We start from the raw sequence: 22,331 nt of genomic DNA, 5'->3' as shown, positions 1-22,331 counted from the left end.
ACTCAGCCCCTCGTTTCCGCACGTGCGGATTCGTTGGCCTTACCTTCTTCGACCTTGACCCGGATGAGGTCCATCAGATCAGAGAACGTTCGCACCGACGCGATACGTTCATCGTCCAGGGAAATGCCATACTTCGTTTCGATCAGATCCGCGACCGAAAGCACTCCGAGGGAATCGAGACCGAGGTCCTCCATCGTCGCATCCGCGGATACGGAGTCCAGATCGATCTGATAATGTGCCTGCAAGAATTCCGCGATATCATCGCGGATCGATGTCTCGACCTGCATGTGCCAGCCTTCCCTGAGGGTACGCAAGGAGATGCTCTGTGAGCAGCACGGAATCCAGCGGAGAAATCATGTGACGGATAACCACCGCCGCATTCCGGGAAATATGATCCGACTGCGAGATCGGTCGGATTCGAGAAGTCGATCGGTTCGAGGTACAGAGAAACAACCGCCACAACACTGGGGGGTCGGATGATGCTGAGCGCCTTTGCTTCCGGTCTTTACAAAGACTAAGTTACGACCTTCGGACCGTCAACCGCTGGTTACATCCGAGCGCCTCTTCCCAGCCCAGAGAGGTTGCGGGACACGTCATTAACTACCCGCACGCCCGAACATGTTGCAGGATGCACACTTTCGAATGAAATCCTCACTCGCGCGCGAACCAATCCTCGAGCTTGCGGGCGAGCAGCAGGTTGCCCTTGATTCGCAGCCGACCGGTGGCCGTGAGGGCGAAGCCGCCGACCTGTCCGGCGATCAGCCGCAGGAACGGCACCATCTCGAGTTCTACTGTGACATCAGGGATTTCGTCGGTCGGACCACTGTGTGTGGTGCACCCGCCGACGTCGACGACCACGGTCCAGACCGCGGCCGGATCTCCGATCCGCCACCGTACGACGGCGCGTTTGCGGGCGGTTCGATCCGCCCGCATCCGAGCGGGCATCTCGCGAAATACCGCTGCCAGCACCAACTCTCGACTCAGCGCGTCGGACATCGACCTGTTCAGCGTGTCGTCGTCGATCCCCCGGACGATCGCGTTGAACTCGGCCGCGAGGGATCGGTCGACAGGCACGGCAGTATCGTTCTCGGACATGAACATCTCCCCGAAATTCGATGAATTGCCACAATGTGAGTACATCGGGCGGCGTCGCCGAGAGGCCGGCGCGCGAGGGTCAGAGTAGGTACGCGCACGAGCGCCGGTCAACTCGCAGAGCGCTGGTACGCGTGGTACTTTCGGGACGACATTCTTCCGGTCGAAGATGCCCCATCCCAGCCTTCTCCGCACCACTCGACACGCGCGCGGGCCCGACGTCGCTCCGCCGTCACTCCAGTCGATGCAGCTCGATTTCCGGGAGGTTCCCATGACCGATTCCGATGACCTGACCAGCATCTTGAAACATGCTGTACCGGAATCGATTTCAGCATTATCGCAGGCGGATCGCGATGATCTCGCCCGGCTGATCGCGCAGGCGGCGCAGAGCAGGGCCGAGCAGCTCACCACCGATGCGTTCGGCGCGCTGGACAACGTGCCCGGATTCCTGCGCGGCGCGGTTCGCAGGGCGGTGGGTCTGTGATCGACTCCGCCGAGACCAGGGCCGCCGCGCGGGACCGGCTGGCACGCGCGCTGGAGATTCCGGTCGAGCGCCTGGACTACCTGGCCGAGGTGCCCACCGGCGATCTGGACGCCCTGCTGCATCTGGTCTACGACCACTTCTTCTCGGTCACCGAGGACGGCCTCGGCAAGATCGTCGCCGCCACCAGGGTGCTGCCGCCGCCCGTGGCCGCAAAAGTGGCCTCGCACAACAACAGTGCGCTCATGACCGCGCATCTGGCGGCCGTGCTCGAACCCGCGCGGGCGCTGTCGGTGGCCAAGCGCTTGCGGCCCGAGCTGCTCGCTCGCGTTGCCGCCTATCTGGACCTGCATCGATCGGCGGCGCTGATCGCGGGACTGCCGGTCGATCTCGCGGTCGCGATCGCCCGCGCGCTGGCCGACCGGCAGGATTGGCTCACCCTCGGCACGGTCATGGAGGTCGCGACCGCGACACAGCTGGAACGCTGCCTGCGGGCGCTGGATGTCGAGGAGATCCTCTCGGCCGCGCGCCTGGTCTACGACCCGGCCGCCCTCGACCGCCTCGCGGCGGTGACCACCACACCCCTGTCCGACCAGCTGCGGGCACTGCATTCCCGGGCCGACACGAGCGAGGGCTGATCGACGTGCGTTTCCATCTGATCGATCGCATCGAATCGTGGGATGCGGACCGCAGCATCGTGGCCCGCAAGGCGGTTTCGGTATACGAAAACCATTGGCAGACAGATGAATCCGGCCCGGTGCTGCCGTTCGGTCTGGCGCTGGAAGCGCTGTGCCAGGCCGGGGCGTGGCTGGTACTGCTCAGTTCCGAGCATCGCAAACGCGCGGCCCTGCTGAGCCTGGGCGAGGTGCGTGTACTGCGCGATGCGGTGCCCGGTGACGTCCTGCGCATGACCGCGCAGGTCACCTCCAAACGCAACCGCACCGCCATGATGGACGGCCGGGTCGAGGTCGGCGGCGAGCCGATCCTGTTGGTGCACAGCCTGATGTGCGCGTTCGTCGACGCCGAGCGGCTGGACGATCCCGTGGATACCGCGCGGATGGCGGATATGTTGCTGGGCCGCGGCCCGATGGATTAGGAGGCAGAGATGACCGGAACGCTGATACCCGGAACCCTGACGACCGGCCCCCTGGCCACGCTGGGCACACCCGCCTTCGACCGGATCGGCGCGGTCGAACCCGGTGTTCGCGCGGTGGCGTATCTGAACGTGACCGCCACCATGCCCTATTTCGCGACGCATTTCCCCCGGTATCCGGTACTGCCGGGCGTACTCCTGGTCGAAAGCGCCGTGGCCCTCGCGCGCTTGGCTGCGGGCTCGGACACCGCACGACTACGTCGTGCGCAGCGACTTCGCTTCCGCCGCTTCGTTGTTCCGGGCGATCAAGTGGAGCTGACGGTGTCGGCGCACAGTGGTGAGCCGGAACTGCCCGAGGACACCCAGTGGGAGATGCAGGCGCGGGTGGACGGCGAGATCGTGGCCAGCATCGGCGTGCTCGTTCTCGCCTCGAGCCTGGTGCGCACACCCGCACCGTGAGCTTCCCGTGGTGGTCGACCGCGCCCCGGCGATGGCCGCCGGGGCGCGGCTTTCACTCAAACCACCTGGGGTACTTGAACTTTCCTGTTCAGGTTGGACAGCGTGAAATCGATCGACGCGGGCGTGGAGCCCGGCACCGTGAGTCGCGTTCCCAGCGGCTGATGACGGCCCGTCGCGGCGAACCACACCGCGATCCGCTTGTCCGCATGCACGCCGGGCAGCCATGCGCCCACATCGGCGGCGGGCAGATCCCCGGTCACGCGGAAGGCGAGCGTGCCGTCGTGGTCTTCGCGCACCTCGGTGACGACGTTCTTCAGATCGGCCAGGGTGTGCGCCAGACCGTGGTCCGGATCGAGCAGCGTCGAGGGATGCGGCAACGTACCGGCACCGTGAATCTGTTGCACCGGCGCGTATTTCCCATCCTGACCACGCGAGTACAATACCCCCTTCCGCTCCACGAAGTTCACCCGAACCCCGACCGACTCGACGGTCCCCACCGAGGCACCGGCAGCACTCCCCTTGGGCGCCACCACATCAGCGCTCATGTTCTGCACCGGCAACCCGGCAACCACCCCGGAACTGGTCATCTCGATATGAGCACTGCTCACATCCCCGGCCCCCGCCACGGCCCCCCGCAACAGATAGTGCGGATCAGGCAGCCCTCCGGACCCATCGCCACAGGCCACCACCCCGGCCGAGACAACGGCCGCCATCAGAATCGTCTTCAACGCTCGGCTCGTATCCACCCCCGCATTTTATCGAGAGGACACCGCACGACACCATAGTCAATCGGACGAATCACAGGCGAATAATGTAGTGCACCAACATAATTCACGTAAACAGGTGCACTGGATTCGTCGCGCGCTCGGTACGGTTGCGCGCGCAACGCCAACAGACCGACGTCCTACGTTCTCCTACTTCCACTCTGCAAGTTTCAGTCCGCGAGATCGCGAAGCAGAACATCGAACCGCGGGGCATCGGGCCAGTCGGGCCGCAGATGCCCGACCTTGCGCCAGCCCCACTGGATGTACCGCTGATAGGCCCGCGAATTGTCCGCTTCCACAAGCAGAGTGGCGCGACCTTCCGGCCGCGAACGCAGCAGTTCGTCATGCATGGCACGCGCAATCCCCTGGCCCGCATACCCGGCACACACCATGATCTCGCTGAGCGCGAACGTGCGCTCACCATCCTCGACGGTGAAATCCCCCGCAAGGCCCGGATCCGGCTGAAACCCTCTCCACCACGCCGCATCCGGCGGAAGCGACCACCCCCAGGTCTGCCCCGCCGACTCACCCCTCACCCGCGCGAGAACATACGCGAACCTGTCCCCGTTCCGAGGACCGGTGTACGAATCGAACCTGCGCATGAACTCGAACGGCGAATCGAAGAGGTCTCCGGACGCGATCGCATCGACATAGGAAGCCCGATAGGTGTCTTCGACCATATTCCCGCGCCCTCGCGCCTGCGCGGCGGTGAGGTGCTCGAACTCGAGGTCATCCGGCGTATTCATGCAGTGATCACTTTCTGATCGAGGCTTTCGTACGCTGGGCGAGCAGGGTGTCGAGATCCTGCGCCGACTCCCCGCGCACCGGGCGCTCCGAGGTAGCGCGTTCCCATTTGCCTACCGCGGCTGCCGAATAGCCCACTCGCTCAGCGAATTTTTCCTGCGTGAGCCGTAGCGCCACGACCCGCAGCGCCCGGACTTCACATCGAGTCCACTGACTGACAACCATCCCCTATCCACCCCTGTCCATGCGACGCAAATGCCGTAAGGGAAGTGTAGGAGTTCGGTAGTGGTCTGTCGCTGGTTTGGAGGTCGTGTCTCGGCGACGCTCGAAGGAGCCTCCGATACCGGGATTCCTCAGTCCCACAAGGGTATTGCCGCACCGGCCACCTGACTCGTAGCCCGGGTGACCGATCCGGCACCGGCATCTGGGAACCCGAACCAACCGACACCCCTGGAGGTCTCGATGTGGACGACATGGATCCTGCTCGGCGCGCTGACAGTCGGACTTTTCGGCTTCATCGCATGGGAGTGTCGTCCGCTGAATTCCTCTGGCCGACAAAGGAACTCATCATGGACACCAGCCTCTGGCCCGCAGAGTGGCCGCACGACTCCCCCGACACCGTCATGAGTACCCCGGAAGCGCATGCCACGATGCAGCGACACCTCGGATGCAGTGTCGCCGAGTGCGGCCGCAAACGCGCCGCATGGGACGTGCTCGTCGACGGCGGACGCATACTCGAACAGCGTCCTGCTCCACGGGGCGGCGAACTGAACGAGCCGTCCCGGGGATCGGAGGGCGTGTGAGCTGCGAAGACGATCTCTGGTGTGATTGGTGCGGAAAAAGGAATCTGCGGATACACCGCTACGACGACCGCGCATTCTGCGGCGTCTCCTGCATCCATCGGTACCAGGCTCGCAGGTATGCCTCGAACGGCATCGATCCGACGCTGGGCGAGAAGTGAATGCCGAACTGCCGCAACGCATACCAGTCGCTCACCGCACCCCGCACCGGGCGACGTCGGAAGCGTTGGCGTTGCTGATCCGGGTCGCCGTCGGCTTGGACGAATGGGCCGATCGCGACCGCAGCCATGCCGAGGCCGCACCTCGGTCCAACCACCCGCGACAGGACCCGTGAGGACCCATTCAGCGGCAGCCGACACCGATCAGCGTGGCGGATACCCGCACGGACCGCGCGAGGATCCCGACACCCCGGGCGCACCGCATTAGGCTCGGAGTGTGGACGTCACCGTCGCGCACCTCCGCAGCTTTCTGGCAGTCGCCGAAGAACTGCATTTCGGTCGAGCTGCGGAGCGGCTCAACGTGAGCCCTTCGTCACTGAGCGAACACGTGGCCGCGCTGGAGCGACGGCTCGGCAAAACACTCTTCCAGCGGACATCCCGAAATGTCAGCCTCAGCGCCGAGGGCCGCCAGCTGATCCCGTTGGCGGAGAACGCGGTCCGCGCGGTCGACGATGTCATCTTCTGGGCGCGGTCGGACATCGGTCGGCCCGAACTGCGCATCGGCATAGCTGTTTTCAGTACACAGTCCAGACAGATCCTGACCGCCGCGCGCAACGAGATGCCCGAAATCGAGTGGCACATCAAACAATTGGGGTTCTCCGATCCGTATCGGGCGCTGCTCGACCGGACGGTCGACTGTGCGTTGATCCCCGGCGCCGGGACCGTCCCGCCCACGATCCATGCGACGCCGCTGTGGAGCGATCCGTGTGTGCTGATCGTCGCCGACAGCCATCCGCTGGCTGCGCGGGAGTCCGTCACGGTTGCCGAGCTGGTCGACCAGACCTTCGTCACGGTCGGTGACGCGCGGACCTCGGACCGGTGGCTCGGGGACGTACTTCGCGACGCCCCGCGCACGCTCCCGACCGCGCACAACTTCGACGAGGTCCTCGAATTGTGCGCGGCGGGTATCGGCGTGAACGTCGCCGGGGCGTTGGGCGCCCGCATCTATCAGCGGCCGGGTGTGCGATTCGTGCCCATCGCCGATCTCGACGATCGGCCGACCCACCTGTGTGTCGGCGCGGGGCGCTCCACCCCGGCGCTGCGGCGCTTCACCCGTTTGGCGGTGCGGGTCGCACAGTCGGCATCATCCGGATTCGCCGAATAGCGGTTCGGGATTTCCCGCTGGTCTTCGGTGTCGAGGATCCGCAATATCGCAGGTGTGCAAAACAATTCGGTATCTGTCACACGGGATCTGCCGTTTGCCGACAGAGCCACCGGCGCGCTGCTTCTGGACCTCTACACCCCGATCGGAGCCGACGGGCCGACTCCGGTCGTGGTCTGGCTGCACGGCGGCGCGTGGTTCACCGGCGATCGGACCCTGGCACCCGACTTCGGGCGATTCTTCGTCGAACGCGGGATAGCCATGGCGTCGATCGAGTATCGGCTCAGCGGTCAGGCGGTGTTCCCCGCCCAGTTACACGATGTGCGATCGGCGATCCGGTTTCTGCGCGGCAACGCAGCCACCTGGAATCTGCGGGCCGACCGCATCGGAGTAGGGGCTCGTCGGCGGGCGGGCATCTGGCCGCGCTGGCCGGGCTCACCGGTCATCTCGACCGGCTCGACGGTGAGCCCGAGTCCGGTGACGCCCGGGTGGCCGCGGTCGCCGAATCGTACGGTCCCACCGACCTGACCACGGCCCGGGCGCTGCTGCCCGATGGCAGGCCGAGTCACGAGGCGGCGTTCCTCGGCGGTCCTCCGGAGCAGCGGCGCGCGTCCGCGCTCGCCGCGAGCCCACTGCACCGGGTCGTGGCGTCGGCGCCGCCGTTCCAGATCTCACACGGCGCCGCCGATCCCGTTGTCTCCCAACGCCACAGCGAACGGCTGCACGCCGCACTGATCGCCGCCGGTGTCGAGAGCACCTTGTACCTGGTCGAGGACTACAAGCACGGATTCCTGAACCCGAGCGGGCGAATGGACGCCGAGCTCACGGATGTGATGGATGACGGCCGCCTGCTCCGCGAAGGCCGGACAGCCGCCCGCGTCCGCCGCACGGATCTGCGAGACGAGCACACCACGTTCGGATTCGACGACATCGGTGACTTCTTCGCTCGTCACCTCTCGGACGGAAATACGCCATGACAGCCAACGATCGCGACGCGATGAACCGAACCCGTCCGCTGATCAACGCGCTGCCCGGCGAGCCCGCCCCCTACTACCTGGCCAGCGGCGAAGGGCAGCGCTACGAGGTCGACGGGCAACTGTGGACGGTCATCGCGCGACCGGCCGACACCGGCGAACTGTTCGACGCCGCCTTCATTCTGGGCCCGCGCGGGGCGGGCGCCCCCTTCCACAGTCTGGCCGAACACCAGCGCACCTACCACGTGTTCGAAGGCAGTGTGCAATTCTGGCTGCCCGGTCGGAGCCGCGTTCTGACACAGGGTGATTCGATCCATGTTCCGCCCGGCGTCCCGGTCGCCTATCGCATTCTCGGCCACGGCAGCCGGATCTTGTTCTTCTCGGCTCCCGGCGGAGCGCTCGATGTTCTGCTCGACGACGACGCGCTGGCCCAGGCCCGCGTCGAGGCACACATGTACACCGCGGGCGGCAATGCGGCGAGCGAACAACTGGTGCTTCCCCGCGGCGCGCGCCGCCACACCGACGAGCCCTTCACCCCGGCGACCGACGACTGGGACGACACGCTCCCCGACGGCATCGAACCGTATTTCCTGCGCGCGATGACCGGCGAACGACTGGACTGGCCCGACACCATCCAGACGTTCAACGCCCGCGGACGCAACACCGGCGGCCGGTACTTCTCGGTGCTGTCCTCAGCAGCGCCGCAGCCGTATTTCATCCGGCATTTCCATCAGCGCCACACCGAGAACTTCTTCTGCATGTCCGGCCGGATCTGGGTGTACGTCAACGGCGAGGAAGTGCTGCTGACCCCCGGCGACTTCGTCCACGCCCCGGCGGGCACGATTCACACCTTCGCCATCGAACGGCACGGCACCCGATTGCTCGGCATGCTCACCAGCGACATCTTCGAGCCGTTCTTCGAAGTCACCGGCGACCCGACAAACGAGCACATCTACACCGAGGGTCTGATCACCCCGGAAGTGTTCCAGCAGCGCCTGATCGCTAACGCCGCCGATCTCGACCTCGTCGTGGTCGGCCCACCACCCACTCGCACCCGAGCGCTCGACCTGTAGTCGGAAAACCTCGCCCGGCGATCCACTCCCGTTCCGCTGCCGCACGAATACCGTCTGATCGCTCGATGACGTTGGGCTGATCGAGCCGGAAGCGCCACGAGACTCCGGAGAGAACACTATTCTCTTTTACTGGAAACTATATTGTCGCGGCGAGGAGTGGGCCGAAGTGACCAGTGCGGAGAACGAGACGGGCGTGGCGGCCGGGGACGAGCGGATGCTCATCGATGGGGAGCTGCAGGTCACGGCGGGTGGGGCCATGTTCGACGTGGTTCATCCCGCGAGCGAGGAGGTCGTCGGGCGGGCGAGTGACGGCACCGTGGGCGATATGGAGCGGGCGGTCAGGGCGGCCCGGCGGGCGTTCGATACCACCGATTGGGCACGCGATGTGGAGTTCCGGTACCACTGCCTGATCCAGTTGGCGGAGGCGCTGGAGCGGCAGAAGGAGTGGCTGCGGCGGGTTCTGGTGACCGAGGTGGGGTGCCCGGTCAGTGTGACGCGCAGTCAGATCGATGAGCCGATCGACGAGGTGCGGCACTGGGCCGAATATGGGCGGGCCTTCGAATACGTGGCCGACAACGGTGTGCACGAGACACCGCTGGGCCCGGCGCTGCGGAAGATCTTCTACGAGCCCACCGGGGTGGTCGGCGCCATCACGCCGTGGAATGTGCCGTTCTACCTGAACATCGCCGAGACGATGCCCGCGCTGATGGCAGGCAACACGGTCGTGCTCAAACCCGCGCAGCTCACGCCGTGGTCGGGCAGCGAACTGGGGCGCATCGTCGCCGAGGAGACCGATATCCCGGCCGGGGTGTTCAATGTCGTGACCTCCAACGCCAACGAGGTCGGCGCGGCACTGAGCGCGGATCCGCGCGTGGACATGATCACCTTCACCGGTTCGACAGCGACCGGCCGGGCGATTCTGTCGGCCGCGTCGGCGACGGTGAAGAAGACGCTGCTCGAATTGGGCGGTAAATCCGCGCATATCGTGCTCGACGACGCCGACCTGTCCGCATCGCTGCCGCTCGCGGCAATGATGGCCTGTGTCATGAGTGGGCAGTCCTGCATTCTGCCCTCACGAATCCTGTTGCCCCGCAGGCGCTATGACGAGGGTCTGGCAATCCTCGAGACGAGTATGGCCAATTTCCCGGTCGGCGACCCGTGGACTCCGGGCGTCATGCAGGGCCCGCAGATCAGCCGGACCCAGCGCGAGAAGGTGTTCGGTCTGATCCGCTCCGGGATCGATTCGGGCGCAAGGGTTGTCACCGGCGGCGGCACCCCCGCGGATCTGCCGGTCGGCTATTACGTCCAACCCACGCTGCTCGCCGATGTGGATCCGAATTCGCGTGTGGCACAGGAGGAGATCTTCGGCCCGGTACTGACCGTGACGCCGTACGACACCGAGGACGAGGCCGTCGCCATCGCGAACAACTCCATCTACGGGCTCTCCGGCGAGGTGTCCGGCGCCGATGTGGACCGTGCGGTGTCGGTGGCGCGGCGCATGCGCACCGGCAACGTCACGATCAACGGCAAGAGCCACTTCGGCGTCGGCAGCCCGTTCGGCGGCATCAAACAATCCGGACTCGGGCGACGCAACGGCGACGAAGGTTTCAAGGAGTACCTGGAATCCAAGACCGTCGGCATGCCCGCCTGACCGATAGGCACTGTCGTGAAATTCTGGACCGGCACGGCGTTCACGCCGACCACGGACGCGATCGCGTTGGCGCGCATACTCGACGAGGTCGGCTTCGACGGGATCGTGGTCTCCGATCACCTGATCTATCCGCGCGAGCTGACCTCGCCGTATCCCTCCCCCACCGGCAAACCGATGTGGACGCCCGATACCGCCTGGCCCGACTCCTGGGTCCTGATCGGCGCGATGGCCGCTGTGACACAACGGATCCGGTTCACCAACGCCGTCTACGTAGCACCGGCCCGACCGCTGTTGGAGGTGGCCAAACAGGTGGCCACCGCAGCGGTCATCGCCGACGGCCGCGTCGCGCTGAGCGTCGGGGCGGGCTGGATGCGCGAAGAGTTCGAGCTGATGGGTCAGGAGTTCAGCACTCGCGGCAGACGCCTGGACGAGATGATCGAGGCGCTTCCGGCGCTGTGGCGCGGGGGCTGGGTGTCCTGGACCGGAAAGCATTACCGCATACCGGAACTGATGATCGAGCCACACCCGCCCGAGCCGGTTCCCATCATGTGCGGCGGCGAATCGGAGGCGGCGATGCGGCGCGCGGCACGATTGTGCGACGGATGGGTGGGCAGCGCCTACACCTGGGACGAGGCCGTGCACCGGGTCGAGAGGCTCACCGCGCTGCGCCGCGAATACGGCCGCGAGAGCGAACCTTTCGAGATCATGTTGGCATTTCGCGAGAAGCATTCGGTCGATCTGTTCAAACGCGCCGAGGACCTCGGGGTGACCGCGGTGATGTGCAGCCCGTGGGCACGAACGACCGAGCCGTCCGCCGAACAGACCGGCAGTTCGCCCGCCGACCGTTACCGACCGCAGATCGAGAAATTCGCGCAGGACATCCTGTCCAGGATGCCGTAGCGCCCACCAAGGAGATCAGATGACGCAAACCCCCGCCGCACAACAGGATCCGAGGCCGCCGCAGGGCGATTGGCTGGGCACGCCGTATCTGCGGTTCACTCGGGAGGGTCCGTTCGGGGTATGCACACTGGATCGCCCCGAGGCCCGCAACGCGATGACCCCGGCGATGTATTTCGGTATCAAGTACGCGGTCAATCACGTCGGCTCCGATCCCGGTCTGGCCGGGCTGCTGATCACCGGCACGGGCGACGTCTTCGCTCCCGGCGGCGATATGGGCGGTGGCGGCAGCGACAACTGGATGAGTTTCGGTTCAGCGCTGGGTATGGACGCCCTGCCGTTCGAAACCTTGCGCCAATCCGCGAAACCGGTGGTGGCGGCGGTGAACGGATTGTGTCAGGGCGGCGGGCTGCAGATCGCGCTGTGCGCCGATATGGCCGTGGTCAGCGAACGCGCCACCTTCCGGGTACCCGAGCTGTACCGCGGGATCGCCGATACGTACTACAGCCAGATGCTGGCCCGGCTGATCGGGCCGGTGCGCACCCGCGACCTGATGTTCACCGGCCGCACCCTGACCGCACACGAGGCGCTGGACTGGGGCATGATCGCCCGCGTCGTCCCGCACGAGGAACTGGCCGAGGCCGCCCGGGAGGTCCTCGCACAGTGCTGTCGCACCGCGCCGGACGCGCGTGCGGCGATCAAGTCCAGTCTGGACAGTTATCTGGGCCTCTACGACCGGATCGGCATGCAGGCGAGTCTGCGCAAACCCGAAGCGGCCGAAGGGTTCCGGGCATTCAAGGAACGACGCTCACCGGACTGGGTGCATCCCGAGCTGCGACTCGACGGGCGACTGTGAGCGTCCCGGCGGTCGACCCGATCGCCGGTCACCCGATCGCGCGGGCAATATCGAGCCCCTGCCGGATCCGCGAAACAACCTCGGCACGAAAGGATTCCAGATTCTCGGGCCGTTCGCCGAGTTGCCCGTCGAGATATCTCCGGTACACGTCCGCCAAGATCGCCGCGGATCGCCACGCCGTGAACGCCCGCCAGTAGTCGAGGTCGGCGACCGAGCGACCGGAGCGTTCGGCGTAGCGGCGGATCAGATCGTCGCCTTCGGCGAAACCGGGTTGGCGACCGGGCGGGTGGGAGAATCCCGGCCGCAGGTCCGGCGCTGTCCAGGACCGCAGGAAGTACGCCAGATCCAGCAATCCCTCACCGAGAGTGCACAATTCCCAATCCAGGACCGCCAGTAGACGACCGTCGCGGTTGATCAGCGCATTGCCGAGCCGGAAGTCACCGTGCACCAGACACGACGTCGTCTCGGCCGGGCGATGCTCGACGAGCCAGGCGTGCAGGACGGCCATATCCTCGAGTTCGTCCAGTCCGGCCGACTCCCACTGCGCTGCCCACCGCCGCAGTTGTCGGTCGAGATATCCACTGCGACGGGACAATTCGCCGAGCCCGGCGCGGTCGACATCGATGCCGTGCAGGGTCACCAGGGCATCGATCAACTCCTGTCCGGCTCGCTCGCGCGCATCGGGCGCGGGCAGGAAATCCTCGGCGTCGGACTCCGAATCCACCACGACACCGTCGACGTACTCCATGACGTAGAACGGTGCGCCGGTGACCTTTTCGTCCTCGCAGGCGCCGAGCATCCGCGGTACCGGCAGACCGGACCCGGCCACCGCGCGCATGACGTCGTGCTCCCGAATCACATTGTGCGCGGTGGCGAGCAGGTGACCGACCGGTGGACGGCGCAGCACATACCGCCGCCGATCGCGATCGGTCACCAGATAGGTGAGGTTCGAATGCCCGCCGATGATCCGCTGGTAGGTGAACGGCGGCGCGGCGTGGGCCACCCGCTCCGCCAGCCACCGTCCCACCGACACGACATCGATTCCGACCGGCGTCCCGGACGACTCCGAACTCACTACCTATCCGATTGTCTTACATCCTCGACACCGACGTGGCCCCGTTCTGCCACGGCCAGAATCACTCTGGCAGCGTTCCGATCACGACTGTCTGCGAATCCGCAGTCTTCGCACCGGAAATTCCTCTCGTGCAACTCCAGCCTTTTCTTGGCTCTCGCGAAGCAAGAACTGCACGTCATGGTCGTGTAAGCGGGCCGGACCATCACCACCTTCCGCCCGGCCCGCACGGCACGATCAACAAGTTCACGCTTCGCCGCACCCATTGCCGCGTCAGCGGCCTTGCGCGCCATAGTGGATTTTGCAAGAAACCGCGGCTTGAAGTCCTCGACCGCGATCAGGTCGTGAGTGGCAACAACTCTTTTCGCCCACCCCCGGGAATCGTGGACGGTTTGCCGGGCGGCTTTCTTTGCCAGTCGGGCAGCCTGCCGCTTGGCCTCGCTATAACCCCGCGACTGCGGGCGCCCATTCCGGTGACGCCGCGCCATCTTCCGTTGCGCCTTCGCCAACTCGGCCGCACATCGCTTCCGATACCCCAAGTACGGCAGATCGAAGACCGGATCGGTGGTCGTCGCCGTGGTGGAAACACCCCAGTCGATACCGATCCCACCCTCACCCTCCGGATAAGCCGTGATCTCACGGCGTATCACGAACGAGGCATACCAGTGGCCCAAGCTGTCGCGGTAGACGCGAACCGATGTCGGCGGCGAGGGAAGCTCTCGCGACCACACCACCGGAACAGTGACCCCCTTCGGCAACACCAAGCGGCCATCACGGACAGAGAAGCCACGCGTCGTATATTCCAGTGACGGCAGGGAAGTCTTGCGGGACTTCACTTTCGGGCGGCCATGCACTTTCACCTTGAACGAGCGATCCAGCGCCTGCGCGTAATCGCGCAACGTTTGTTGTTGGGCGACCTGGGATCCCTCGCGCAGCCACGGGAGTTTCGCCCGCGCTTGGGTGAGCAGTTTCCCGAGCCGCGCGAAGGTCGGCATCTGCCCGGATTTCTGCTGATGCACCGCCTCGTTCCACAACCAGCGACAGCGACCCCACTCGGCCAACAAGGCGGCCTCGGCGGTGCGGCCGGGCCGCAACCGGTACATGTACCGCACCACCTCATCCATTCGAACATACTATCGAAAGGAGTTGCCATGTGCCACAGACAACCCTGCCTTCATCTCCCTCCGTAAACGACGAGGTGTCGCTGGGAAACCATTCACCACCGCTGGGCGAATGGTCCTTCCCATCGATGAACATCGGATAGGTCCGCACGACAGTCAAGGTTCGGCTCAGCCCTGCGCCGGACCCGCGGGAGCCGCGGCAGGCGGGGCGTGATGCTGGGCCTGCAATTCGTTGAACTTCTGCGCGCCCGCGGCGATGCCGACCGGAATGGCCAGGGCGACGCCGCCGACCAACGCGCCCACACCGCCGACCGCGACCGCACCCACCAGGCAGGTGGCAGCGAACGCCGGGACGGTCATGGTGCCCGCCGTCGCCAGCGCCATCAGCGTTCCGCCGGTCGCGACGCCGAACGGGCAGCCGATGGCCGCCCCGACCACCGAACCGGCCAGCGAACCCACGCCCATCGCCATACCCATGTGCGGATTGGCCGCTTCCACAGCCTGATTCAGGTCGGACATCACGTCATCGGGCGGCTGCTGTGCCGGGGCGGCGACCTGGACAGGGGCCGGTGCCGCGACTCGAGCAGGAGCGGTGTGCGCGGCGGTCGACTGTGCCGACGGACCGGCCGCCGGGATCGCCGCCCCGGCCACGGTGTGACCCGCGGTGTCCTGGATGCCGAACTGGCCGCCCTGGACGGCGACCGTCCCGAACGGAGTGCGCAATACGGCAAGACCGGTAGCCGCATCGTCGCTGTATCGAACGCCGGGTGCGACGTCGGTGGAGACGGTGGGTGTTTTCGCCGAGCCGGCGGGGACAGCGCTATCGGCGTTCGCGACACCTGCCGCCGCGACCACCGCCATCGCGGTCAATGCGGTGACCGCCGCTCCTCGATTTTTGAATGTCATCTCTTACTCACAATATGAATAGTTCGGAAATCGGATGGAATACCGGAATTACTGCGCGACATTCTGCACCGGAACGGGTGCGGCGATCAGTCCCTTGGAATGCAATGATTGATATTGCTGATTCAATGCGTTCAATGTCGCGGGCGATCCGGAGACGACACTGCCGACCGTCCCGCCGACGAATCCCAGAGCGGCCGCGCCGATGAGGCAGCCGCCGACGATTCCGACCGGGGTGAGCGGAGCGACGGGGATGAACAGCGTCCCACCGGTGACGGCACCGACTGGGCATCCGACCAGGATGCCTGCCGTCGTGCCGACGACGCGTCCCACCGTGGAGTCGTTCGAGAAGGTTCCCGCGACGCCGTCGAATGCCTTCATATATTCGGCGCCCGGATCGACCGGCGCGGTCTGCGGCGAATTATCGGCGGGGGCCGCTGGATTCGATTCCGATGCGGATTGCGCCGGATTCGCCGCATCGGCGTTCGCAACGCCTGCGGAGATCACCGACGCCGCGAAAATCATTGCGGCCATAGCGGTAGCTCGAGAAATGTGATACATCGTCGCAGGTCCTCATCATGCGTGCGAACAAAGGTGGAAATGAGATTCTCTGACATGGAGAATAATGGGCGATGAGGCGTGCGTTTGAAAAATGAAAATTTGCTATGCGCCCATACGGGATCGGCATACCCGCACGCGCGCGATCAGCCCGCGCGATCACCTCACGGCCGACGCGGGGGCATCGGCTCGATCGCCTCCGGATCGCCGTGCCATTGCGCCGACAACCACCCGCCCGCCGTCACGGCCGCGCGCATCGACCGAGCGAGCTCCTGCGCCACGATGTCCACCGCGGCGGGCATCCGCCCCGTACGCGACATGCCCAGCACGATCGATCGCCGAATCTCGGGCTGCCGCAACGGCGCTGCACTCAACCTGCCCTCGGCGACATCCGCGACGATCCCCGACGCGGGCAGAATCGTCCAGCCGTGCCCGTCGATGACGAGCAACTTCTGCAGATGCATCGAATTCGTCTGCACCCCGATGTCGAAGACCACATCAGCCTTCGCAGCCGCCGCATCGATCAACACCCGCAGCGCATGTCCGGCCGAGGGCATCACCACCGGATGCGCCGCCACCTCGGCCAGCGCCACCGGCCGATCCGCACTGAGCCCCGCATCCACGGTTGCCACGGCCCACAGCTGCTCGCTGACCAGTGGAGCCACATTCAGCGACGGCGAGTCGGACATGTTGTACAGCAGGCTCAGATCCAGGTCGCCGTCGTCCATCCACCGTTGCAGATGGCCGGAATACGCTGTGAGAATACGCAATTCGATACCGGGATGGCTGCTCAGCACCGCCGCGGTCAGCCGGCCCGCGATCAGATCGACCGCACTCTCCAGCAGGCCGACGGTCACCACTCCGCCCACCACACCGGGCGGCGGGGTGATCTCCGCCCGCGCCCGGCCCAACTCCCGCAGCGCCCGCCCGGCCCGCTCGACCATCACCGCACCCGCATCGGTCAGCCGCATACCGGTGTGGCTGCGCTCGAACAGCTCCACGCCGAGTTCGTGTTCCAGGGTACGAATCTGGCGCGTCACGGCCGGCTGGACCAGGTGCAGCAGTTCGGCCGCACGCGTCACACTCCCCACCTCGGCGACGGTGACCAGCGCCTTGAGCTGTTTGAGATCCATGCGCTGCTCCTGACGAGGCGTTTTCGAGATTGCGAGAATCGCCTTCTCTCTATACCTCATTCAGATTCTGCGAGTCTCGCGCGGACAACGAATTTCCGGCGGCTCAGCACGGGGCCACAGGCGTGAGCTCACGCTCGAGCGCCTGCGCGTAGTCCCGGAAGACTCGATCCAGCGAGATCGAGGGGTCCAGCAGCCAGGTGGTTTCCATTCCGCTCAGGAAGGCGGACACCTCGACGGCCTTCACCGCCGGATCAATGTCCGCACGGAACCGGCCGGTGCGCTGACCTCTGCGGATACCTTCAGCGATGACCTCCACACTCGCCCGGTGCCGATCGAGCAGCCGAGCGCGCAGCGGGGCGTCGGGGTCGAGATTTTCGGCCAGCAGGACGGTGTACATGCCGATCAGATCCGGTGCGCGACGAAAACGCTCCACCACGTTCTCGATCTCCGCGATGACGTCGCCGCCGAGGTCGGCGTGCTGCTCGTCGTCCGCGTCGCGGGCATCGAGCACCGCGCGCAGCAACTGGTCCTTGGACTCGAAATGATGCAGCAGCCCCGCGCGGGTGACGCCCGCCTTCTCCGCGATCTGCGCGAGCGTGGTGTTCCGCCATCCGTACCGCGTGAGCAGGCGTTGTGCGACCACCAGAATCCGCGAACGACGCTGCTCACCCTTGGCGAGCAACGCCTGATAAGGCCGGGTGGACTCGCGAGGGGGCACCGGACTCCTTAGCTCGGCGAAACTTACCGACTCAACAGTAGGTCTATCGCATCGACGTCACAAGCCGCACCCACTTCCGCGCTCGAGAAGCTAAACTCTCGTTGGAGAGAATCTTATTCTCGTTGAGATAGAACCAAAATATCCGAGAAGGAGCCGGGCGTGAGTGAGCAGAGCACGGACCGTATCGCATTCATCGGCCTGGGCACGATGGGCTCGCGCATGTCCCGACGCCTGGTGGAGGCGGGATTCGAAGTGATCGGCTTCGATCCGGTCGAGGCGGCCCGCGCGGATCTGGTCGCGGCCGGGGGACGTGCGGCCGCGACGCCGACCGAGGCGATCACCGGCGCCGACTACGTGATCCTCATGCTGCCCAGTTCCCTGGTCGTGGAATCCGTACTCGACGACGCGGCACTGCTGGATGCACTGAAACCGGGCATCGCCGTGATCGATATGAGCTCGTCGGAACCGGAATCGACCCGAAAACTGTCCGGGGCCTTGACCGAACGCAAGCTGACCCTCGTGGACGCACCGGTATCCGGTGGTGTGCGCGGCGCGGAGACCGGGACGCTGACGATCATGGCCGGCGGTCCGGACGAGGCGATCACCGCGGTCCGACCGATCCTCGCCCCGCTGGGCACGGTCCGGCACGTCGGCGGGACCGGAGCGGGCCACGCGGTGAAGGCGATCAACAATCTGCTCGCCGCGACGAATCTGCTCGCCGCCGCGGAAGGGGTGGCGGCCGGTCGCCGGTTCGGCGTCGACCCGAGCGTAATCATCGAGACGATCAACACCGCGAGCGGTCGAAGCGCTGCCACCCAGCTCAAATTCCCGCAGAACATCCTGCCCGCGACCTACGACTCCGGATTCGCTCTGGCGCTCATGCTCAAGGACATGCGGATCGCGACGGATCTGGCGCGATCGGTCGGCGCGCCCGCGACGCTCGGCGAGCAGGCGGTCGAGCTGTGGAGCCGCGCGGCCGCGGACCTGGATCCCGCCGCCGACCAGACCGATATCGCCCGCTGGGTGGACCGGCCCCGAAATTCCTGACACACCAACCTGTTCCGCTTCGTCATCCAACCGGGAGTTCCCATGACCACCGTCGAAATCAACTCGTCGACCCGCCACATCGGCCACCGCCCCGACCGCGGCTTCGCGCCACGCTCGCCGATCCACTCCACCGTCACCGAGATCCTGGACTACTTCGGCAAGTGCCCACGCTGCGGATACCCCGCCACCGCAGCACATCTCGCGCACACCTACGCGGATGGCAGCTCCGATTCGGAGATCATCGCGACCTGCGGACAGCCGTGCGGCTGGCAGGGCCCGGCGACCGTCACCAGGATGACGCACGCGCGCGGGCGGCGATAGGCACACGCCCACCAGCGACGACGGGCCGAGCGAGCCCGATAGCTCGTCTCGGCCAACGCTTCCCGACCACGGGACGCACCGATCACATCACCGATATCGCACAGCCCACGGGACACACTGAGCCCGTGGGCTTTTCGTTGTCTCAACGCGGATCACACTGGGCCGGACACCTCGAGCGACGGAGGGCGATCCGGCCGCGAGCGCCGAAGAATCCTTCGATTACCTGCATCTTTAGAGTTTCGCTTCCATAAAACGAGAGTCGTGTTCTACTCTGAGTGAGAATTAGATTCTTTCAGTTGCTCGGTGGAGGTGGTTCGTGGACTCCGAAGCGTTCACGGGGATTCGGGTGGTCGAGCTCGCGCAGTGGGTGTTCGTGCCGGTGGCGGGAGCGCTGCTGGCGGACTGGGGCGCGGAGGTGATCCGCATCGAGCGGCCCACCGGGGATCCCTATCGGCAGCTGGCCACCCAGCGCATCGGATCGGACAGCGACGGCGTGAATCTGTCCGTGGCCCTGGCGAATCGGGGAAAACGGTCGATGTCGATCGATCTGAGCACCGAGCGCGGCCGCGAACTGCTGCACGAGTTGCTGGCCACCGCCGACGTATTTCTCACCAACTTCCGGCCGGGCGCGCTGGAGCGGCTCGGACTCGACGCCGAACGGCTCACCGCCAGATATCCCCGGCTGGTGTACGCCCGCGGTCACGGGTTCGGGGTGCGCGGGCCGGGTGCGGACAAGCCGGGGTACGACTCCTCCGCGTTCTGGGCGCAGGGTGGTGTGGCGCATGTGCTCACCCCGCCCGAGCGGGACCACCCGATCAGTCAGCGCGGCGCGATGGGCGACCGAAACGGCGCTGTAGCACTGGGATTCGGCATCTCCGCCGCCCTGCTGCGACGTGAACGCACCGGCACCGGCGGCATCGTGGACGTCTCACTGCTGGCCGCCGCGATGTGGATGCTGTCCTCCGATGTGCTCGCCGCCTTGTCGGGTAGTCGGCCGCGAGCGGTCTCGGGTCGCGGCGGATCGGTGAATCCGCTCGTGGGCAGCTATCGCACCAAGGACGGTCGGCACATCCAACTGGTCTTCCTCGAATCGGATCGCTACTGGGCCGATTTCTGCCGGCTGATCGGCCGCGAGGAACTCATCGACGATCCGCGGTTCCTCGACCTGGCCGCTCGCGGAACCAATCTCGCGGAGTGCGTGGCCGAACTCGAGGCCGAATTCGCCCAGCGGACCCTCCAGGAGTGGAAGGATCTGCTCGCGGATCTGGACGCGCCCTGGGCGCCGGTGCAGGCCGTGGAGGAGTTGCTCGAGGATCCGCAGGTGCAGGCCAATCACTACCTGGGCCGGGTGGAGCTCGAGGACGGTCGCTCCTACTCCCTGCCCACCGGGCCGGTGCAGTTCGACGAACGTCCCCCGCAACTGCGGCGCGCACCGGAACACGGCGAACACACCGAGCAGTGCCTGCTCGACATGGGCTATTCCTGGGACCGGATCACCGAACTCAAAGACGCCGGAGTCATCCCGTGACGCGCCCGGTGCCGATCCCGGACGACTCCTGCGCCGAGTACTGGGCCGCGGCCGCCCGGCACGAACTGCGCATCCCCCGCTGCGCCCGATGTGACGCGTATTCCCTTCCCCCAGAAGCGATCTGTCAGCACTGCGGATCTACCTCGCCGGACTTCCATTTCGAGCGAGTGAGCGGGGACGGCACGATCCGGTCGTGGACGACGGTGTATCGGGCGACACTGCCGGGATTCGACGATGACGCGCCGTACCTGCTCGTCGACGTCGAACTCGCCGAGCAGCCCGATCTGCGAATGATCGGCCGTCTGCTGGATGGTCCGAACAGTGTTCTGCACCAGGGTGACTCGGTTCGAGTCGGCTTCGAGGACATCGCCGATGACGTCGCGATTCCCGCCTTCGTCCTGGCCACCGAAGCGCGGGCCCGATGACCGGCCGGTTCCGCGCGGGCGGCACGGTGGCCGTCGTCGGATTCGCGCACAGCCAGGTGCGGCGGCACTTCGACCGGCCGCTGGGCGCGGTCACCCTCGACACCGCGCGCGCGGCGATCGCCGATGCGGGACTGCGATCGGCGGATATCGACGGGTTCGTCGCTGCCGCACTGTTTCCCACCGCCGGGGCGCATGCGGTCCAGGACGGTGTGAGCACCGTGACCGCGGGGTGGCTGGCCCAGCGCATCGGCTCGGATCCGCGCTACGTCGCGGGATTCCAGGGCATCGGCCAGATGTCCGGCTCGGTTGCCATGGCGGTCAACGCGATTGCCGCCGGTGCCGCGGATTACGTTGTGCTGCACCGTGCCCTGCACAACCCGGCCGGTGGCTACCACGACAATCCGGCGACCGCGATCGCCGGTGCGCAGCAGTGGACCGCCCCGCAGGGGTACAGCGGTCCGCTGTCGATGATCGGGCTGCCCTACAACGAATATCTGCAACGGTACAAGGCCGATCCGGCGGCGATGGCGAACGTCGTCGTGGAGGCCCGCCGGAACGGGGCGGCGCTGCCTTGGTCGTACTGGTATCAGCGGCCGATCACCATCGAGGAGTATCTGGACGCCCCGATGATCAGCGATCCGGTACGTCGCCTGGACTGCGACATCCCGGTCGACGGCGTGGCCGCCTTCGTACTGACCTCCGCCGAGCGCGCCCGCGATCTGCCGCATCCCCCGGTCTACGTGGCGGGATATGCCGGGAGCGGGCCGACACCGCCTCGCCTGCCATCGCATTGGCCGCTGGACGACATCATGACCGGGGGCGCGGCCACCGCACGACGGCTCTGGGAGGCGACCGGCCTGCGCCCCGCCGACGTGGATCTGCCACAGCTGTACGACGGGTTCTCCCCGTTCGTCTACTTCTGGCTCGAATCACTCGGCCTGTGCCCCGTCGGCGAGGCGCATCGCTTCGTACAGGACGGCGGCATCGACTCGACAACCGGCCTGCCGGTGCTGTCCGGCGGCGGAGCCCTGGGCACCGGTCGCATGCACGGAATTCCGCAGATGCTCGAGTGCTATCTGCAACTTTCCCGGCGCGCGGGCGCCCGGCAGCGCACCGACGCGAGGGTCGGCCTGGCCTGCCAGTCCTCCCCGCACTACGGCGGCGCCGTGCTCTACACCAGCGAGCCGCTTTAACGGTTCTCCCGCCTGAAGGCGGGAGATTTCCAGCTCAGACCGCAACCGAACCATCCACCCACAGGAGGTGATCCGCTTGCTGCCATGCGGCAGAAGCGACATGTCCGC

Annotated in this window: 29 protein-coding genes; 17 read left to right on the top strand and 12 right to left on the bottom strand. The window is 66.2% G+C overall.

Features of this window, described 5'->3' with window-relative positions:
• Nucleotides 1-2 precede the first annotated feature (2 nt).
• Both ON40_RS47490 and ON40_RS53025 read right to left on the bottom strand, forming a co-directional pair.
• Nucleotides 3-287: an acyl carrier protein gene (locus tag ON40_RS47490; RefSeq protein ID WP_040832612.1), complete on the bottom strand. Its 285-nt coding sequence runs from the start codon at nucleotides 285-287 to the stop codon at nucleotides 3-5.
• A gap of 364 nt (nucleotides 288-651) precedes the next feature.
• Nucleotides 652-1,095, bottom strand: coding sequence for an SCP2 sterol-binding domain-containing protein (locus ON40_RS53025; protein WP_157186851.1), 444 nt, complete (start codon nucleotides 1,093-1,095; stop codon nucleotides 652-654).
• Between the two features lie 268 nt (nucleotides 1,096-1,363).
• On the opposite strand from ON40_RS53025, the gene ON40_RS53020 reads away from it, so the two are divergent.
• Genes ON40_RS53020 through ON40_RS47465 form a run of 4 tightly spaced genes read left to right on the top strand, consistent with a single transcriptional unit; the run spans nucleotide 1,364 to nucleotide 3,125 of the window.
• The gene (locus tag ON40_RS53020; RefSeq protein WP_157186850.1) at nucleotides 1,364-1,576 is read left to right on the top strand and encodes a hypothetical protein; all 213 of its coding nucleotides are present in this window, start codon (nucleotides 1,364-1,366) and stop codon (nucleotides 1,574-1,576) included.
• Complete coding sequence (locus ON40_RS53015; protein ID WP_051194653.1) at nucleotides 1,573-2,211, top strand: hypothetical protein; 639 nt, start codon at nucleotides 1,573-1,575, stop codon at nucleotides 2,209-2,211. The genes ON40_RS53020 and ON40_RS53015 overlap by 4 nt, the downstream gene beginning before the upstream one ends.
• Before the next feature lie 5 nt (nucleotides 2,212-2,216).
• A complete protein-coding gene (locus tag ON40_RS47470; RefSeq protein ID WP_040832609.1) occupies nucleotides 2,217-2,669 on the top strand; it encodes a hotdog family protein in 453 nt (150 codons plus the stop codon).
• A gap of 9 nt (nucleotides 2,670-2,678) precedes the next feature.
• On the top strand, nucleotides 2,679-3,125 hold the full coding sequence (locus ON40_RS47465; RefSeq protein WP_051194652.1) for a 3-hydroxyacyl-ACP dehydratase FabZ family protein: 447 nt from the start codon (nucleotides 2,679-2,681) through the stop codon (nucleotides 3,123-3,125).
• A gap of 56 nt (nucleotides 3,126-3,181) precedes the next feature.
• On the opposite strand, the gene ON40_RS47460 is transcribed toward ON40_RS47465, so the two are convergent.
• From ON40_RS47460 to ON40_RS51055, 3 genes are all read right to left on the bottom strand, one after another.
• Nucleotides 3,182-3,871: an LppX_LprAFG lipoprotein gene (locus tag ON40_RS47460; protein WP_169542029.1), complete on the bottom strand. Its 690-nt coding sequence runs from the start codon at nucleotides 3,869-3,871 to the stop codon at nucleotides 3,182-3,184.
• Between the two features lie 188 nt (nucleotides 3,872-4,059).
• Nucleotides 4,060-4,635, bottom strand: a complete 576-nt coding sequence (locus ON40_RS47455; RefSeq protein WP_040832607.1) for an N-acetyltransferase — start codon at nucleotides 4,633-4,635, stop codon at nucleotides 4,060-4,062.
• 7 nt (nucleotides 4,636-4,642) lie between these two features.
• A complete protein-coding gene (locus ON40_RS51055) occupies nucleotides 4,643-4,858 on the bottom strand; it encodes a helix-turn-helix domain-containing protein (RefSeq protein WP_083896471.1) in 216 nt (71 codons plus the stop codon).
• 344 nt (nucleotides 4,859-5,202) lie between these two features.
• Here ON40_RS51055 and ON40_RS53010 point away from each other — a divergent pair, with 344 nt between their 5' ends.
• Nucleotides 5,203-5,436: a hypothetical protein gene (locus ON40_RS53010; protein ID WP_245568304.1), complete on the top strand. Its 234-nt coding sequence runs from the start codon at nucleotides 5,203-5,205 to the stop codon at nucleotides 5,434-5,436.
• Between the two features lie 58 nt (nucleotides 5,437-5,494).
• Here ON40_RS53010 and ON40_RS47445 read toward each other — a convergent pair whose 3' ends face one another.
• The gene (locus tag ON40_RS47445) at nucleotides 5,495-5,722 is read right to left on the bottom strand and encodes a hypothetical protein (RefSeq protein WP_040832605.1); all 228 of its coding nucleotides are present in this window, start codon (nucleotides 5,720-5,722) and stop codon (nucleotides 5,495-5,497) included.
• A gap of 146 nt (nucleotides 5,723-5,868) precedes the next feature.
• On the opposite strand from ON40_RS47445, the gene ON40_RS47440 reads away from it, so the two are divergent.
• From ON40_RS47440 to ON40_RS47415, 7 genes are all read left to right on the top strand, one after another.
• Nucleotides 5,869-6,756 (top strand): LysR family transcriptional regulator, encoded by an 888-nt coding sequence (locus ON40_RS47440; RefSeq protein WP_051194651.1) that lies wholly within the window; start codon nucleotides 5,869-5,871, stop codon nucleotides 6,754-6,756.
• Between the two features lie 54 nt (nucleotides 6,757-6,810).
• Nucleotides 6,811-7,281, top strand: coding sequence for an alpha/beta hydrolase (locus tag ON40_RS54225; RefSeq protein ID WP_218009009.1), 471 nt, complete (start codon nucleotides 6,811-6,813; stop codon nucleotides 7,279-7,281).
• Nucleotides 7,170-7,730, top strand: a complete 561-nt coding sequence (locus ON40_RS54220; protein WP_308418323.1) for a prolyl oligopeptidase family serine peptidase — start codon at nucleotides 7,170-7,172, stop codon at nucleotides 7,728-7,730. The genes ON40_RS54225 and ON40_RS54220 overlap by 112 nt, the downstream gene beginning before the upstream one ends.
• The gene (locus ON40_RS47430) at nucleotides 7,727-8,800 is read left to right on the top strand and encodes a quercetin 2,3-dioxygenase (RefSeq protein ID WP_040832604.1); all 1,074 of its coding nucleotides are present in this window, start codon (nucleotides 7,727-7,729) and stop codon (nucleotides 8,798-8,800) included. Before ON40_RS54220 ends, ON40_RS47430 begins: the two co-directional genes overlap by 4 nt.
• 214 nt (nucleotides 8,801-9,014) lie before the next feature.
• Nucleotides 9,015-10,451, top strand: a complete 1,437-nt coding sequence (locus tag ON40_RS47425; RefSeq protein WP_373282099.1) for an aldehyde dehydrogenase family protein — start codon at nucleotides 9,015-9,017, stop codon at nucleotides 10,449-10,451.
• Nucleotides 10,452-10,466: 15 nt separating this feature from the next.
• Nucleotides 10,467-11,351, top strand: coding sequence for a TIGR03619 family F420-dependent LLM class oxidoreductase (locus ON40_RS47420; protein ID WP_040832602.1), 885 nt, complete (start codon nucleotides 10,467-10,469; stop codon nucleotides 11,349-11,351).
• 19 nt (nucleotides 11,352-11,370) lie between these two features.
• Nucleotides 11,371-12,204: an enoyl-CoA hydratase/isomerase family protein gene (locus ON40_RS47415; RefSeq protein ID WP_040832601.1), complete on the top strand. Its 834-nt coding sequence runs from the start codon at nucleotides 11,371-11,373 to the stop codon at nucleotides 12,202-12,204.
• A gap of 28 nt (nucleotides 12,205-12,232) precedes the next feature.
• On the opposite strand, the gene ON40_RS47410 is transcribed toward ON40_RS47415, so the two are convergent.
• From ON40_RS47410 to ON40_RS47385, 6 genes are all read right to left on the bottom strand, one after another.
• Complete coding sequence (locus tag ON40_RS47410) at nucleotides 12,233-13,279, bottom strand: phosphotransferase family protein (RefSeq protein WP_040832600.1); 1,047 nt, start codon at nucleotides 13,277-13,279, stop codon at nucleotides 12,233-12,235.
• Nucleotides 13,279-14,400: an RNA-guided endonuclease InsQ/TnpB family protein gene (locus ON40_RS47405; RefSeq protein ID WP_040832599.1), complete on the bottom strand. Its 1,122-nt coding sequence runs from the start codon at nucleotides 14,398-14,400 to the stop codon at nucleotides 13,279-13,281. Before ON40_RS47405 ends, ON40_RS47410 begins: the two co-directional genes overlap by 1 nt.
• A gap of 165 nt (nucleotides 14,401-14,565) precedes the next feature.
• Nucleotides 14,566-15,303, bottom strand: coding sequence for a hypothetical protein (locus tag ON40_RS47400; RefSeq protein WP_040832598.1), 738 nt, complete (start codon nucleotides 15,301-15,303; stop codon nucleotides 14,566-14,568).
• Between the two features lie 48 nt (nucleotides 15,304-15,351).
• Complete coding sequence (locus ON40_RS49080) at nucleotides 15,352-15,834, bottom strand: hypothetical protein (protein ID WP_051194648.1); 483 nt, start codon at nucleotides 15,832-15,834, stop codon at nucleotides 15,352-15,354.
• Nucleotides 15,835-16,022: 188 nt separating this feature from the next.
• Nucleotides 16,023-16,991 (bottom strand): LysR family transcriptional regulator, encoded by a 969-nt coding sequence (locus ON40_RS47390; protein WP_040832597.1) that lies wholly within the window; start codon nucleotides 16,989-16,991, stop codon nucleotides 16,023-16,025.
• Between the two features lie 103 nt (nucleotides 16,992-17,094).
• Complete coding sequence (locus tag ON40_RS47385; RefSeq protein WP_040832596.1) at nucleotides 17,095-17,709, bottom strand: TetR/AcrR family transcriptional regulator; 615 nt, start codon at nucleotides 17,707-17,709, stop codon at nucleotides 17,095-17,097.
• 159 nt (nucleotides 17,710-17,868) lie between these two features.
• Here ON40_RS47385 and ON40_RS47380 point away from each other — a divergent pair, with 159 nt between their 5' ends.
• The 5 genes from ON40_RS47380 to ON40_RS47360 all read left to right on the top strand — a co-directional run bounded on the left by ON40_RS47380 (nucleotide 17,869) and on the right by ON40_RS47360 (nucleotide 22,223).
• Nucleotides 17,869-18,756: an NAD(P)-dependent oxidoreductase gene (locus ON40_RS47380; RefSeq protein ID WP_040832595.1), complete on the top strand. Its 888-nt coding sequence runs from the start codon at nucleotides 17,869-17,871 to the stop codon at nucleotides 18,754-18,756.
• A gap of 42 nt (nucleotides 18,757-18,798) precedes the next feature.
• Nucleotides 18,799-19,077: a hypothetical protein gene (locus ON40_RS47375; protein ID WP_040832594.1), complete on the top strand. Its 279-nt coding sequence runs from the start codon at nucleotides 18,799-18,801 to the stop codon at nucleotides 19,075-19,077.
• A 316-nt stretch (nucleotides 19,078-19,393) separates the two neighbouring features.
• The gene (locus ON40_RS47370) at nucleotides 19,394-20,605 is read left to right on the top strand and encodes a CaiB/BaiF CoA transferase family protein (protein ID WP_040832593.1); all 1,212 of its coding nucleotides are present in this window, start codon (nucleotides 19,394-19,396) and stop codon (nucleotides 20,603-20,605) included.
• A complete protein-coding gene (locus ON40_RS47365) occupies nucleotides 20,602-21,030 on the top strand; it encodes a Zn-ribbon domain-containing OB-fold protein (RefSeq protein WP_040832592.1) in 429 nt (142 codons plus the stop codon). Before ON40_RS47370 ends, ON40_RS47365 begins: the two co-directional genes overlap by 4 nt.
• Entirely contained in the window at nucleotides 21,027-22,223 is a 1,197-nt protein-coding gene (locus ON40_RS47360) for a thiolase family protein (RefSeq protein ID WP_040832591.1), read from the top strand. The genes ON40_RS47365 and ON40_RS47360 overlap by 4 nt, the downstream gene beginning before the upstream one ends.
• Nucleotides 22,224-22,331: the final 108 nt, after the last annotated feature.

The organism is Nocardia jiangxiensis NBRC 101359 (assembly GCF_000308615.1).
Classification (GTDB): Bacteria; Actinomycetota; Actinomycetes; order Mycobacteriales; family Mycobacteriaceae; genus Nocardia; species Nocardia jiangxiensis.
Note: the sequence above shows the minus strand (reverse complement) of the source record. Positions and strands in the feature narration are given on the sequence as shown.

Bases quoted from the DNA above. Each gene is read 5' to 3' on its own strand.
- ON40_RS53025 (WP_157186851.1), bottom strand. From the start codon at position 1,095: ATGTCCGAGAACGATACTGCCGTGCCTGTCGACCGATCCCTCGCGGCC.
- ON40_RS47490 (WP_040832612.1), bottom strand. From the start codon at position 287: ATGCAGGTCGAGACATCGATCCGCGATGATATCGCGGAATTCTTGCAG.
- ON40_RS49080 (WP_051194648.1), bottom strand. From the start codon at position 15,834: ATGGCCGCAATGATTTTCGCGGCGTCGGTGATCTCCGCAGGCGTTGCG.
- ON40_RS47390 (WP_040832597.1), bottom strand. From the start codon at position 16,991: ATGGATCTCAAACAGCTCAAGGCGCTGGTCACCGTCGCCGAGGTGGGG.
- ON40_RS47430 (WP_040832604.1), top strand. From the start codon at position 7,727: ATGACAGCCAACGATCGCGACGCGATGAACCGAACCCGTCCGCTGATC.
- ON40_RS47425 (WP_373282099.1), top strand. From the start codon at position 9,015: ATGCTCATCGATGGGGAGCTGCAGGTCACGGCGGGTGGGGCCATGTTC.
- ON40_RS47400 (WP_040832598.1), bottom strand. From the start codon at position 15,303: ATGACATTCAAAAATCGAGGAGCGGCGGTCACCGCATTGACCGCGATG.
- ON40_RS51055 (WP_083896471.1), bottom strand. From the start codon at position 4,858: ATGGTTGTCAGTCAGTGGACTCGATGTGAAGTCCGGGCGCTGCGGGTC.
- ON40_RS47405 (WP_040832599.1), bottom strand. From the start codon at position 14,400: ATGGATGAGGTGGTGCGGTACATGTACCGGTTGCGGCCCGGCCGCACC.
- ON40_RS47455 (WP_040832607.1), bottom strand. From the start codon at position 4,635: ATGAATACGCCGGATGACCTCGAGTTCGAGCACCTCACCGCCGCGCAG.
- ON40_RS53010 (WP_245568304.1), top strand. From the start codon at position 5,203: ATGGACACCAGCCTCTGGCCCGCAGAGTGGCCGCACGACTCCCCCGAC.
- ON40_RS47445 (WP_040832605.1), bottom strand. From the start codon at position 5,722: ATGGCTGCGGTCGCGATCGGCCCATTCGTCCAAGCCGACGGCGACCCG.
- ON40_RS53020 (WP_157186850.1), top strand. From the start codon at position 1,364: ATGACCGATTCCGATGACCTGACCAGCATCTTGAAACATGCTGTACCG.
- ON40_RS47375 (WP_040832594.1), top strand. From the start codon at position 18,799: ATGACCACCGTCGAAATCAACTCGTCGACCCGCCACATCGGCCACCGC.
- ON40_RS47465 (WP_051194652.1), top strand. From the start codon at position 2,679: ATGACCGGAACGCTGATACCCGGAACCCTGACGACCGGCCCCCTGGCC.
- ON40_RS47415 (WP_040832601.1), top strand. From the start codon at position 11,371: ATGACGCAAACCCCCGCCGCACAACAGGATCCGAGGCCGCCGCAGGGC.
- ON40_RS47360 (WP_040832591.1), top strand. From the start codon at position 21,027: ATGACCGGCCGGTTCCGCGCGGGCGGCACGGTGGCCGTCGTCGGATTC.